Below are 13,664 nucleotides of genomic sequence, written 5' to 3' on the forward strand. Positions count from 1 at the left end.
TAAAATCGCTTAGCCAAAATTTGCAGGTAATCAGCAGCAGGGATAACAAACAAGTACTGTCCGACCACAAAAAATGACATAATAGGGCGCTCAGCTGTTAAGACATTTGAGCTCATCTTCGCTACTTTTTATTATTGTAAAAATTTATTATATAAATCGCCGTTTACAAACAAAAAAGCATATCTGCCGTCATTTTAACCGGCGATATGCTTTACGATGCTTTATGATGATTTCTGTTTTTTCAGCTTGCCAATTCCAAATTCCTTCGCTTCCTTCTTAAGAGCTTTTAATAAGCTGAACGTCATTAATGCCATAACAACCGAAAACGGAAGAGCTGCAATAATCATCATGTTTTGCAAGCCTTGCAAGCCACCTGAATAAAGAAGGACGAGTGCGATAGCAGTTAGCAATACACCCCAGATGACTTTAACGAAATTGGTTGGATTTTGAGATCCGTCTGTCGTCATCATTCCTAATACGAAGGTTCCTGAGTCAGCAGAAGTAATAAAGAACGTTCCGACCAGAATAATCGCAAGTATCGATAAAATCGCACTCATTGGGTAGTTCGCGAACACGCCAAAGAGAGATTGCTCTGTAGCCAGCTTCGAGATTGAAGCGACTCCGTCATGTTCAAGCAGCATTGCTGCACCGCCAAATGTAGAGAACCAGATAAACCCGATGACAGAAGGAACGAGTAGAACATACACAACAAATTCACGTATGGTGCGTCCTTTTGATACGCGGGCGATAAAGACTCCTACAAAAGGAGACCATGCAATCCACCATGCCCAATAAAAAATTGTCCAGCTGTTGATCCACGTACGATGCTCTTCATTAAGCGGGGCAATGCGGAAGCTCATGTTAATTAACTGCTGCATATACGACCCAATGGTATCTGTGAATATATTTAACGTAAACACTGTTGGACCGAATACAAACGTAATGATTAAAAGAAGAAATGCAAGGATCATGTTGACGTTGCTCAGAATTTTGATTCCTTTGCCTAAGCCCGTTAATGCTGAACCGACAAATAAAACAGTAACCACTAAAACGATAAGGAATTGACTCATAAGATTGGATGGGACTCCAAATAAATATGACAATCCTCCGTTTATTTGCACGGCCCCAAATCCAAGTGTCGTTGCAACACCAATCACAGTAGCAAGAACAGCGATAATATCAATGACTTTACCGGCAATTCCATCTGCGTACTTTCCAAGAATCGGCTTCAACGTGGCACTAATTAAGCTTTTTTCACCTTTTCTGAAGGTAAAGTACGCTAAAGATAGCGCGATGATTCCATAGATCGCCCAAGCGTGAATTCCCCAGTGGAAGAAAGTAAACCTCATTGCATCTTGCATGGCTTGCTCTGTTCCCGTTTCTCCCGTTGGAGAACTAATCGCATAGTGGCTGATCGGTTCGGCTGAACCATAGAATACCAAACCAATCCCCATTCCCGCACTAAAGAGCATCGCAAGCCAGGTTGGTCGTGAAAACTCAGGCTTGTCCTCCTGTTTCCCAAGTTTAATCCGGCCAATCGGACTCACTAATAAAAACAAACAAACGGCGACAAACACCGTAACAACAATTAAATAATACCAGCCAAATGAATTTGATATATACAATTGCATACTGGTGGTTATGCTTTCAAGGTCAGCAGGCATCACAATCCCAGCAAGAACAAGAAGCACCAGTATGGCTACAGAAATGTAAAAAACTGTTGAAACATTTTTCATAATTTAAATTAAAAACTCCCTTCATTGAAATATTCGCAGAGGGCTTTACTTCGGAGAACACTAAATAATAAACACAACTTTTTTAATGAAGTATAGTAACTAACCCTTAAGATTGCGTTAATAAAATCCTTAACTAAATCATTGTCACTTAGTTAATATTCCTCATCTAAAAAGAGACAACCCAGAACTTTGTTACCAATCCGAGCCCTTAGTAGATTGTCCTTCTTTCGGTTATTCAGTCATACTGTTTGGCTGTTTGTTTTTTGTTTGCTTGTTTTTTCCTTATAAACTTGTTGCTCCAGTGCTTTCTTCAAGGTAAATAAAGGCGAACAGTTTCTGATTATACAATAAAAAATACTAAATTGTCTTTCCATATAGCACATTTTCAGGCTTTTTCTCAAATTATTTTGCTCTTTTCATTTGGATATACAGCTCATCAAACTGATTCGCCAATTCGAAATCTAATACGGTCAACCCTCTTGCCTGCCAGGATGTAAGCTTTAACGTAACGACTTTATAATCGATCGAAATAAAGGGATGATGATTGATTTTTTCAGATGTGTCAGCCACCCCTTGCACAAATTCAATTCCGTTTAAATATTCGAGAAATCTGTACTTTCTTACAATCCATTTTTCGTCAGTTAGCTTCCATTCTGCGACTTTTGTTAACTGTTCCTGGATTTCAGATTCATTTAGTTTTTTCACAATGTATCACTCCAAATTAATTACTTACAAATAGTGTATCAATTATTACGGAAAACAACTTTTTTTGAAAAACAAAAAACTGACAACCAAAATCGGCAGTCAGTTTGTTCAATAATGATGTTAATTTTTATTCATGTTCTTTTCTTTTACGTACTGTGAAAAGAATTCAACAGGTGTTTTCATTTTGAACATTTCAATATTTTTACTTGACCAAGTGCCTATACGATTATTTTCGGTGCGGGTCTGATAATATTCATTCATCCGCTGATCATATTCTTCAATTAATTGATGTAGCGAATCAGTCTTATAAGCATTTTCAAAATAAACGGATGTCATTGGCAGACGCGGCTTTATTTCCGGCTGTTGATCAGGGACCCCAATTGCAAGACCAAATAACGGGATGACGTATGGAGGCAATTGAAGAATTTTATCAAGTTTGGGTAACTCTTTTACTATCCCTCCGATAATAACGCCTCCCAATCCCATGGATTCTGCAGCTAACAGTGCATTCTGTGCAGCGAGAGATGTGTCCTGCACGGAAATTTGGTAAAAAAGTGTACTCTCTAACATTTCTTCCATTTCCTTTTTATCTTCTGCAGACGCCAATACTGTTAATCTGTAGAGATCAGCGCAAAAAATAAAAAAATGCCCATTTTTTTCTACGTACTCTGATTCAGTTATCTTGCCCAATTCTTTTTTTATAGCAGGATCAGTAATTCCTATTATTGAGTATGATTGCATAAAACTTGAAGATGGTGCCATTTGTGCTGCTTGAATAATTGTTTCAATTTGCTGCTTTGTTACTTCATCTTCTTTAAATTTTCGAATCGACCGATGCTCCATCATTTTCTTAATTACCGGATTCAATTGACTCTCATCTCCTTTTTGGTTTCCTGGAAACAATTTTGGATTCCTTATTGTCAAAAATGTTTCCAGGAAACTTTATTCATTCATTGAATTCTTGGTATAATGAAACAATCAATCATGACTGGTTGGAGGATGAAAGATGAGACGCTCGATAAGCAGGAATTCACTCGAAGAAAATACATTAGAACAAATTAAAAATGAAATAGAGACTTCACTCCTGGCAATCATGCTTCGTGAATCAAAAGAGGGTGAAGAAAAACAGTGGTTAATCGAACACTGTACGAATGAAGGTTTAGTTAAGGTAATACAACAGATGACTGTACTCATGCTGCATATTCTGGACGTCATTGGTGAATGTGAGCCCATAAACGGCATTTCAATTTCGAAAAAATTTGGGACTCCTAAAGGAACTGTGTCTAAGATTACCTGTAAGCTCGTTCAATTAGAATTGATTTACGCTAATTATCTTGAAAATAATAAAAAAGAGATTCTTTATTGTACAACCTCTCTCGGGAAAGAGCTTTTTCAGCTGCACCGAGAATTGCATAAACAGATTGACGATAATTTCAAAAATTTCCTAAAAAAATATGATAAAAATGAACTGGAAACAGTAACTAACTTTCTTAAAAACATTGCTCAAACATCGTTTATGAAGTGAAGAAGCCTATTTATTATAGGTCTTCACAAATAAAAAAACATGATTAACCTTCATCGGTTAATCATGTTTTTTTATATAAATATCGTTCGAATAATTGTTTCGTAATTATCCACCTAACATATGTATGGTGGAGACGGTGGGAGTCGAACCCACGTCCAGAAACATCGATTACTTAAGCGTCTACGAGCGTAGTCAGCATATTCGCTTGTTCACTCATCCTCGTGCCTGCCGACAAGGCGCGGCGGTGAGCTAGTCTGTTGATCTCTTCTTACGCACCCAGACTAGTACGTAAGCGTAGCCTACTTGGATGTGCTCCTCACAGACACATAGGCAATGTCAGGAAGAGCTCGCTGCGTTTATTAGGCAGCTAGTGCTACGTTTTGGTTAAAACTTTTAGTTTTGCCAGTTATATTTATATGCGTGTTAACGAGATCGCCTCTCGGCTCGCAACCTAAGCTCGATCCATCCCTGTCGAATCCGTAACGTCCCCATGATAAGGGAATACGGGAAAAGAAAGATCTTACCCTGCTATGTGTATAGTATAACAAAATAACTAGTGGGTTTCAAATGGTAACGAGTGTAAATAAAATCATACTTTTAGAACGTAGCTTAGAACCCTTTTTGCCGTTCCCGAAACGCTCGGTCAATTTCTCTTTTGGCCGCTTTTTGCTTTAAATCCTCTCGTTTATCATATTTTTTCTTTCCTTTTCCAAGTCCGAGAAGAACCTTTACAAAGCCATTTTTCAAGTAAAGCTTAAGTGGTACAAGCGTATAGCCCTGTTCTTTCGTCAAACCGATCAGCTTATTAATTTCTTTGCGGTGCAATAACAGCTTCCTTGTTCTGAGCGGATCATGGTTATGGATATTTCCTTGCTCATACGGGCTGATGTGCATGTTGTGAAGAAATACTTCGCCCTGATCAATTTTGGCAAAACCATCCTTTAAATTTACCCGACCGGCACGTATTGATTTAATTTCTGTTCCTTTCAGAACAATTCCGGTTTCATATGTTTCTTCTATAAAATAGTCGTGATTTGCTTTTCTGTTTTGGGAAATTACTTTCCCTTCTCCCTTTGGCATCCAAAAAACCTCCTAATGCAATACCCGTTAACAATAGTCTTATTTTAGCAAAGATATGTTTGTCCTACAATTTCCAAGGTAAAGAAACCAGAGCCCGCTTTAAGGCTCTGGTTACCTTTTCTTTTTTTTCCTTTTTTGTTTCGGGGCATTTTCAAAGAATTTCTTCTTTTTTTTCTTTTTCGGACGTGTAAACCACTCGCTTTCTTTTCCTCCGTTTGCCGGCTTCTTCGTCTCCTTCTTTTCTTTCCGTTTTTTGAATTCAAAGGTTGTCGGTCGGCGCTTGCCCTTCATTCCTACGATCTCGAAATCAATATTTCTTTCTTCCTTATTCACTCCTACGACTTTGACTGTAATTTCATCACCGATTCTGTACACATTTCCTGTTCGTTCGCCGATCATCGCAAAATGCGCTTCATCAAAACGGTAATAATCATCAGTCATAAAGCTGACATGAACTAATCCTTCGATCGTATTTGGCAGTTCAACAAACATTCCGAAATTCGTAACCGAGCTAATCATCCCATCAAATTCTTCGCCGACCTTATCAAGCATATATTCCGCTTTTTTCAAGTCATCCGTTTCGCGCTCAGCATCTACGGCGTGCCTTTCCATCGTTGATGAGTGATCGGCAATTTCCGGCAGAAGATTATCCCATTTTTCTCTGGTTGCTTCGTCCACTTTTCCATTAATTAAATACGTACGGATAAGGCGGTGTACAATTAAGTCCGGATACCTCCTGATCGGAGAAGTGAAATGGGTGTAAAATTCGGTCGCTAATCCGAAATGGCCGAGGCTCTCCGGATCATACTTTGCCTGCTTCATCGATCTTAGCATAACAGTAGAGATCACAGTTTCTTCCGGCCGGTCTCTCACAGTTTCCAACACACTTTGCAGCGACCGGGGGTGAATATTGGCTGCAGTGCCCTTTACGACATAACCAAATGTCGTAACAAATTCGAGAAACTTTTGCAGTTTTTCTGCATTGGGCTCTTCATGGATTCTGTAAATAAACGGCACGTTCATCCAGTGAAAATGCTCGGCTACAGTTTCGTTGGCGAGAAGCATAAATTCCTCAATCAGCTTTTCCGCAACTGAACGCTCTCTAATCACCACATCTAATGCCTTTCCCTCTTCGTCGACGAGTACCTTCGACTCTTTGAAATCAAAATCAACAGCACCACGTTCCATCCTTTTCGTTCGTAAGATTTCCGCCAGGTTCTCCATATCTTGAAACATTCCAACTAACGGCTCGTATTTCGCAATCAATTCTTCATCTTTGTCGACAAGAATTTTATTCACATCAGAATACGTCATTCGTTCCGTTGTTCTTATCACACTTTGAAATATTTCGTGCTGGATCACTTTGCCGTTTCGATCAACAACCATTTCACAGGAAAGCGTCAAACGATCAACCTTTGGATTTAACGAGCAAATGCCATTGGATAAACGATGAGGTATCATCGGAATAACCCGGTCCACAAGATAGACAGACGTTCCTCTCTCAAACGCTTCGCGGTCAATAGGGGAACCTTCCGTTACGTAATGGGTGACATCGGCGATATGAACGCCCAGCTTATAATTTCCATCTTTTAATTTCGTGACAGTGACGGCATCATCCAAATCCTTCGCATCGGCACCGTCAATCGTAACGATCGTTTGGTCCCGCAGGTCTCTTCGATGCTCCAAATCTTTTTCTTTGATTTTATCTGGAGTCTTTGTGGCTTGTGCCATTGCTTCGTCAGGAAATTCACCCGGAAGACCGTGCTTATGAATAATACTGATAATATCAATTCCGGGATCGTTTTTATGACCGAGTATTTCTGCGATCTCTCCCTCCGCACTTTTCCGTCCTTCTGGATAGCTTGTCAGATTGACAACAACCTTGTGTCCTTCTGACGCTCCATTTTTCCCGTGCTGCGGAATGAAGATATCCGCTGTGATTTTTTTATCATCAGGGATGACAAAGCCAAAGCTTTTTGATTCCGTATACGTTCCGACCACTTGCTTCGTGTTTCTTTCCAGAATACGAATGACTGTGCCTTCTTTTTTACTGCCAGTTGCGTGGTTATTAATTCTAACCATGACAGTGTCGCTGTTCATAGCGGTACTTAAATCAGCAGCAGAAATAAAAATATCATCCATTCCGGTTTCTTCAGGAATCAGAAAAGCAAATCCTTTCGGATGGCTCGAGATTTTCCCTTTCACCAAATTCATTTTTTCCGGCAATCCATACCGGTCGCTCCTTGTCCTTACTACACGGCCTTCGTTTTCGAGCTGGACAAGAGCCTTAACGAGTTCCTTGAAATCATCGCTGTCAGTGATATTTAATAGTTCTTCTATCTCTTGTACTGTCAGCGGTTTGTATGCTTCTTCCTTCATAAATGCAAGCACTCTATCGATAAATTCTTGTTTTTCCAAACGGTTGAACCTCCTTGTTGTGACAGCGGCTACCAATCAAGGCCTTCAAGGAATTGATAAACATCCTGGTGTACCTTATCCCTTTCTTTATCCAATGTAATGACATGGCCTGATTCTTCGTACCACTTCAATTTCTTATCATCAGTTTCTACTTCATCATAAATAATATTTGCACTATCCGTATTAATCATGTGATCATGGCGCGCCTGAATGACAAAGGTTGGAGAATAGATCATGTCAATATTCTTTCTGACCTCTGCAATCAGTTCTTGTAAAGCTTTCAAGGTATTCATGGGGGTCTTTTTGAATTCCTTCATTTCTTCTTGAATGACGTCCGCGGATTTTCCTTCCATCGCTTTTTTATAGTTTTTCGCATATTCCAGAATCCCCTGATACATAACCTCTTCACTTTTTATGTACATCGGAGCGCACATTGGGATAATTCCCTTTACGGGTACAGTGTAACCTAATTTTAAAGAAAAAACTCCTCCCAGGGACAACCCGCAAACTGCTATTTCATCGTACCCTTCTTCCTTTAAAAAATGATATCCTTCATCAACGTCTTTCCACCAATCTTCCGGCCCTGTATGTACAAGTTCTTCAGGCGGCACACCGTGTCCTTTATACTGGGGGGCATGGCATGTATATCCTCTTTCATTTAAATACCTGCCGAGCATTCTCACATCCGCAGTATTTCCAGTAAATCCATGCAATAGCAGCACAGCTTTTTTTCCGCCTTTAAATGTGAATGGTTTCGGTGTAACAATTTTCATATTACTTAGCTCCTTTTTCTTTTCCATTACTATCTTTCCCAGGTTTAGGGGGTAAACAAACGTTAGTCCCGGTTAAATACGAAAAGGACCTGATCAAAGAATCAGGCCCCTTTTTTAGCTCGCCGCCTGTTAAACTCCTAGGTAAGCAAGCGAAATGGTTAAGAGAAAAAATAATACAGACAAAATAATCGTTAAGCGATGCAAAATTAAATCTAAGCCTCTCGCTTTTTGTTTTCCAAACAGCTGCTCGGCACCCCCGGAAATTGCTCCGGACAGGCCTGCGCTTTTACCGGATTGAAGCAATACCACAAAAATGAGAGCAATACTTACAATAATGAGCAATGTAAGAACGATCGTGTGAAGCATGGCACGTACACCTCCGTAAACAAACTAATTCCCATTGTTTTATTTTACATGATTGACAAAAGGATGTCACGATATGCTTTTGTCATTTTACAAAGAAAGACGCTCTACGAGTTTTATAAAGAGCTGCAGACGTTCATCAAGTGAAGGAATTTCTAAATACTCCGAATCGCTGTGGGCATTTCCGCCAATCGGACCGAGACCGTCCAGTGTGGCAACTCCCATAGAAGCAGTAAAAGAAGCATCCGATCCCCCGCCTGTATAGGTTTCTTTTAAATCAATATTCAATTCTTCTGCAATTTCTTTTGCAAGTTCATAAAGCGCTTTTGATTTTTCTGTTTTTACCATCGGCGGACGGTCAAGATGTCCGGTTAATTCTATGCGGGTTCCTTCAACATCCGGAGTTTCACAGACCTCTTCCATTTTCTGCTCCAACGGACGAAATTGTTCCATTGAAGAAACTCTAACATCCACGTGGCCTACAGCATGGGCAGATACTGTATTGACCGTTGTTCCGCCTTCGATTACTCCTACATTGACCGACACGCCATTTTCATGGTCGTTTAACTGCTGAAGCTTAACAATTTTATGAGCCAGCTCTTCGATTGCGCTTTTCCCTTTTTCCGGCTCAATCCCCGAGTGTGCCGCTTCCCCTTCAATCGTAAGCGTGTATGTGCCGCTGCCTCTTCTTTCCGTTACGACAGAGCCGTCCTTTCTTGCTGGCTCCATAATTAAAGCATAGTTCTTGCCCTTCGCATGCTTTTCGATTAGTGCTCTCGAATGAACGGAGCCGATTTCTTCATCACTGTTAAATACCAGTTCAACATTTCGAAGACATGCGTTGTTTGTTTCGGTTAAATACTTCATTGCATAAAACAACATCACATGGCTGGCTTTCATATCAATGACTCCCGGTCCGTACGCACGGTTTCCTTCTGTTTTATACGGCCTTTCTTTTGCAGTTCCTTCTGGAAATACCGTGTCCATATGGGCAATGATGATTATTTTCGGATTCTCCGCCTCCGGATGCCGCAATATGAGGTGATTGCCGATTTCTTTTTCTTCGACGATTTCAGCATGAAAGCCTATGGATTGATACAGACCTGCTAAAATTCCCCCGATCTTATCCACGCCTTTTTTATCATGGGAACCGCTGTCAATATTCACAAGCTTTTCGAGTAACGCCAATTTCTCATTCTTCATGGACTAGCAGCCTTCCTTCGATCTATTTATGAACTAAACGATTGGTTCTCTCAACCACCAAAACACGTAGGTGAGGGAAGTATTACTTTCTATCATATCCTACTTTTTGTTCACTTTTCCACATTCTTTTCTAAAAAATAAAAAAGACCGAACCTCAGCTGGCAGGTACGGTCTCTTTGAAAAGAAAAGTTTTAAAAGTTAGGAAGCAGCCCGAGGCACCCATCCCTCCTGCTTTTATTTTCTCTAACGATCGATCACCTTTGGTTTAGTTGGGACTGAATCCGTTACAGGCTCACCTTCTGAAATTCCGTAACGCTCATAAAAACGGCGAAAAGCTTTTGGCGCCCACCAGTTTGCACTGCCTGCGAGCTTCATAAAAGCAGGAACGAGCACTCCTCTGATTAATGTCGCGTCTACTAATACAGCCAATGTCATCCCGACTCCAAGCATTTTCAAAAAGACGACATCTCCAAATGCATAGGCTGCAAACGTAAAAGCAAGAATGGCAGCAGCAGCTGTCACAAGCGGCCCACTTCGTTGAATGCCGATGGCCACCGATTCGTCCAAATTGCCGGTACGGTCATATTCTTCTTTAATACGAGACAAAATAAACACTTCATAATCCATCGAAAGCCCGTAAGCAATACAAAACATAAGAATCGGGATGCTCGGTTCAATCGTGCCTGTCGAAGTAAAATTCAGCCACTCTGACAGATTGCCTTCTTGAAAAACCCAGACGAGCGCGCCAAACATAATAGCCAAACTCAAGACATTAAGCACTGTGGCTTTCAAGGGCAAAAGAAGGCTTCCGCTCATAAGGAAGAGAATAACGAACGTGATCAAGAATATAAGTACAGCAGCAATAGGCAGTCTTTCTAGCAATGCTTCACGGAAATCCGTCATGTCTGCAGGATATCCTCCTACCAGGACATCAAAAGGAGCAGAAAGCTCGCGAATATCTCCGATAAGTTTCGCCGCATCTGTTTCTAAATTTTGTGCAGATGGAACAACTGACAGCCAGGTTCCTTCTTCATCACCGCTGAATCGTTCATGATTTTCTCCGGGTTGTAAAATTTGTTGTCCGTCCACGAATGAACCTGCTAGTGAATCGACTTGCATGATGCCAGATGCTAAAGACAGTTCGGAAGCATAATTTTTGATCTCATCCAATTTTTCTTCAGGCGACTCAAGTGAAGGTACAACGATCTGAATGGCATCTGTCTCTTCTGCAGGGAACCCGTTGCGTTTTTGCTCCTGTACGATCCGGCTTGATGCTTCTTCCGGCAATGTCCGATCATCCGGGAGACCAAACTGAAGACCCGCAATTGGAGAACCGAGAATGAGCAGGAGGGCCAGAGCAGCTCCACCTACTAAAAACGGCCGGCGTATTACAGCCTTCGCACTTCTGTACCATAACCCCTTGGACGTGACAGGAAAAGAATTAACCTGCCTGCCCCTTCGAACAGCATGGTGCCCCAAGACGGATAAGAAGGCTGGCAAAATCAATACCGCACCGACGATTCCCGATGCTACGATCAATACGCCGGTGTAAGCGAAGGATTGCAGAAACGGAAACGGAAAAACTAACAGTACTGCCGTCGATACCGCTACAGTTACTCCGCTAAAAATCACCGTACGACCAGCAGTTTCCACCGTTCGTACCACAGCGTCAAACGGATTCTTGCCACTCGCCAGCTCCTCTCGAAAACGGGATAAACAGGCTGTAATCAATTCCAAGTGCGAGACCCATAACAAGCGTCAGGTTCAGGGCAAAAGTTGAAACCTCTGTAAAGGCCACGACCCCGCTAAGCCCCGCAAGCGTAGCTATCATGGCAAATAATCCGACTCCCAAGGTAAGGAGGGCCAGCCTTACTCTTCGGAACATAATCAAGAGCATGAAAAAGACAGCGGGAAAAATAATGAGCTCTGCCCTGACAAAGTCCTGTCTCGCAAATTCACCTACTTGCCGAAAAATTTCATCCTGCCCTCCGACCTCAACCTTGAGCAGGTCATCCTCTCTCGTAAATTTCGGCGATAACTCCGAAAGCTCCTGTCTAACCTCTGTTGCGCTTCCTTTCATGTGTGCAAGGATTAACGCCTGCCTGCCATCCTCGCTGCGAAGAGTTGAGGAACGATCACGAGTCCAATAAGAATCCGCATGAACGACCGTTTCCTCAGCCTCAAGCTCATTAGTTAGAGCCGTCCCCGCTTCATGTACTTCCCGACTGTCAATCGTGCCCGATTTAGCAGTAACAAGCAGAATCAAATTGGAGTTTCCAGTATCAAACGTGTTTGCCAGCACTTGAGATGCCCGGTCAGATTCAGAGCCCGGCACTTCGAAGCGGCTTAGTGTCAATTGACCGACGGTACCGACTGCAAAAATGGCGGAGACAATAGTTAAGAGAATGGCTGCCGCGATCACAAACCATCTTGCATTAACAATAAACTGACCGATTTTTCCTAACGTCGTTTTGGGTGCCGCATTAGAATTCATTTTGTCTCTCATCAAAGTTCCTCCTACAAATTTATAAATGAATTTTCTATATATAAATTATATATATTTTATTAGTTTGTCAACAAAAAAACATCTAACACCAATTGACTTTTCTTTATATAATTGATATAACGTATAAAGTGAAAGCGGAATTATTTTATTTCCGCGCAACAACAGAATTGAATGAGCTTAAAGACTAAAAAGAATGTAGGTAATCATATGAGTTATTCACTTTCATTTTGGCAAGGAATTTCAATAATTGTCTATACAGCGGTTAAAGTTGAGCATGGCTACACGGATTTTGTTCCTACACGCCAGTTATCCGAATCATTGGATATTCCAATTCCGACTGCAGTAAAAATTCTGCAATCTTTGAATCGGACAGGTCTCACGGAAACGAGAGAAGGCGCGAAGGGCGGTATGCGTCTGGCGAAAAAACCTGAAGAGATTACATTGCTTGACGTCTTTCACGCTATCGAGCATGACCGGCCGTTATTTCGGACAAAAATGCCTACCTCACTTACAAATGATTTTGCAACAATGGTCATCGAGAAAATGACCGCATCTTTACAGCAATCAGAACAGTCGATGAAGTCTAGTTTGAATCAAGTAACCATTGCTGACCTTTTCCGATAGTTTCAAGTATGTAAAGAAGCCTGCCCCGATCCGGGCAGGCTTCTTTTTCAGCATGTATTAAGATAATACCTTTTTCTTCGTTTTCACCGGTGACAATAATTTTTCTAACCATCCCATAATAATATCCGCTAGTATGGCCATTAGAGCCGTTGGGATTGCACCAGCTAATATAACAGAAGCTCCATTTGTCGCATTTGTTCCGCGAACGATAATATCACCGAGACCTCCGGCACCGACAAATGTGCCAATCGCAGTTATTCCGATGGCAATAACCAAAGCGGTTCGAATTCCTCCCATAATAACCGAAATTGCTAAAGGAAGCTCAACCATCCATAAGATTTGAGTCTTTGTCATTCCCATTGCTTTTCCTGATTCAAGAAGCGCGTTGTCGAGATTATTGATACCAGTCTGTGTATTTCGAATAATCGGCAACAAAGAATAAAGGAATAACGAGAAAACGACCGTATTTGTTCCCAGCCCCATGACAAGCATAAGAACGGCAAGCATAGCCAAGGCAGGGATTGTTTGGATAATATTCGTAAATGATATGACCCAAGCGGCAAGCCTCCCCCGCCTTGCAATAAAAATGCCTACAGGAATACCTATAATAGCTGCAAACAATACGCCATAGGCTGAGATTAAGAAATGCCGGTAAAACTCCCTCCAGACGTAAGAAAAGTTCTCTGAATAATAGCCGATCAAATCATAGATCACGTCCACTTTGTGCGCAC

12 protein-coding genes, 1 other RNA gene and 1 pseudogene are annotated in these 13,664 nt (G+C 41.4%); 2 read left to right on the forward strand and 12 right to left on the reverse strand.

What is annotated here, in order from left to right:
* Window positions 1-221: 221 nt before the first annotated feature.
* From JOC74_RS08380 to nfsA, 3 genes are all read right to left on the reverse strand, one after another.
* Window positions 222-1,736, reverse strand: a complete 1,515-nt coding sequence (locus JOC74_RS08380; protein WP_053604149.1) for a glycine betaine uptake BCCT transporter — start codon at window positions 1,734-1,736, stop codon at window positions 222-224.
* A 402-nt stretch (window positions 1,737-2,138) separates the two neighbouring features.
* Window positions 2,139-2,441, reverse strand: coding sequence for a 4a-hydroxytetrahydrobiopterin dehydratase (locus JOC74_RS08385; RefSeq protein WP_053604150.1), 303 nt, complete (start codon window positions 2,439-2,441; stop codon window positions 2,139-2,141).
* A 120-nt stretch (window positions 2,442-2,561) separates the two neighbouring features.
* A complete protein-coding gene (nfsA, locus tag JOC74_RS08390) occupies window positions 2,562-3,308 on the reverse strand; it encodes an oxygen-insensitive NADPH nitroreductase (protein ID WP_225970225.1) in 747 nt (248 codons plus the stop codon).
* 139 nt (window positions 3,309-3,447) lie between these two features.
* On the opposite strand from nfsA, the gene JOC74_RS08395 reads away from it, so the two are divergent.
* Window positions 3,448-3,966 (forward strand): helix-turn-helix domain-containing protein, encoded by a 519-nt coding sequence (locus JOC74_RS08395; RefSeq protein ID WP_053604151.1) that lies wholly within the window; start codon window positions 3,448-3,450, stop codon window positions 3,964-3,966.
* Between the two features lie 125 nt (window positions 3,967-4,091).
* Here the strand turns inward: JOC74_RS08395 and ssrA are convergent.
* The 8 genes and pseudogenes from ssrA to JOC74_RS23455 form a co-directional block, all read right to left on the reverse strand.
* Window positions 4,092-4,456: a transfer-messenger RNA gene (gene ssrA / locus JOC74_RS08400) on the reverse strand.
* A gap of 119 nt (window positions 4,457-4,575) precedes the next feature.
* Window positions 4,576-5,046 carry an SsrA-binding protein SmpB gene (gene smpB, locus JOC74_RS08405; RefSeq protein ID WP_053604152.1) on the reverse strand — a complete coding sequence of 157 codons (471 nt, stop codon included), beginning with the start codon at window positions 5,044-5,046 and terminating at the stop codon, window positions 4,576-4,578.
* Between the two features lie 111 nt (window positions 5,047-5,157).
* Window positions 5,158-7,425, reverse strand: coding sequence for a ribonuclease R (gene rnr / locus JOC74_RS08410; protein ID WP_376773385.1), 2,268 nt, complete (start codon window positions 7,423-7,425; stop codon window positions 5,158-5,160).
* Window positions 7,426-7,493: 68 nt separating this feature from the next.
* Window positions 7,494-8,237, reverse strand: a complete 744-nt coding sequence (locus tag JOC74_RS08415) for an alpha/beta hydrolase (RefSeq protein WP_053604154.1) — start codon at window positions 8,235-8,237, stop codon at window positions 7,494-7,496.
* A gap of 129 nt (window positions 8,238-8,366) precedes the next feature.
* Window positions 8,367-8,603, reverse strand: coding sequence for a preprotein translocase subunit SecG (gene secG, locus JOC74_RS08420; RefSeq protein WP_053604155.1), 237 nt, complete (start codon window positions 8,601-8,603; stop codon window positions 8,367-8,369).
* 87 nt (window positions 8,604-8,690) lie between these two features.
* On the reverse strand, window positions 8,691-9,803 hold the full coding sequence (locus JOC74_RS08425; protein WP_053604156.1) for a M20 family metallopeptidase: 1,113 nt from the start codon (window positions 9,801-9,803) through the stop codon (window positions 8,691-8,693).
* A gap of 243 nt (window positions 9,804-10,046) precedes the next feature.
* Complete coding sequence (locus tag JOC74_RS23450; RefSeq protein WP_225970393.1) at window positions 10,047-10,922, reverse strand: MMPL family transporter; 876 nt, start codon at window positions 10,920-10,922, stop codon at window positions 10,047-10,049.
* Window positions 10,923-11,234: 312 nt separating this feature from the next.
* A pseudogene (locus JOC74_RS23455) lies at window positions 11,235-12,309 on the reverse strand (MMPL family transporter); the annotation flags it as partial.
* A gap of 207 nt (window positions 12,310-12,516) precedes the next feature.
* On the opposite strand from JOC74_RS23455, the gene JOC74_RS08435 reads away from it, so the two are divergent.
* The gene (locus tag JOC74_RS08435; protein ID WP_211086118.1) at window positions 12,517-12,933 is read left to right on the forward strand and encodes an RrF2 family transcriptional regulator; all 417 of its coding nucleotides are present in this window, start codon (window positions 12,517-12,519) and stop codon (window positions 12,931-12,933) included.
* Between the two features lie 57 nt (window positions 12,934-12,990).
* On the opposite strand, the gene JOC74_RS08440 is transcribed toward JOC74_RS08435, so the two are convergent.
* Complete coding sequence (locus JOC74_RS08440) at window positions 12,991-13,653, reverse strand: ABC transporter permease (RefSeq protein WP_053604158.1); 663 nt, start codon at window positions 13,651-13,653, stop codon at window positions 12,991-12,993.
* Between the last annotated feature and the right edge of the window lie 11 nt (window positions 13,654-13,664).

The organism is Bacillus capparidis (assembly GCF_017832095.1).
Lineage (GTDB): Bacteria > Bacillota > Bacilli > Bacillales > Bacillaceae > Bacillus > Bacillus gobiensis.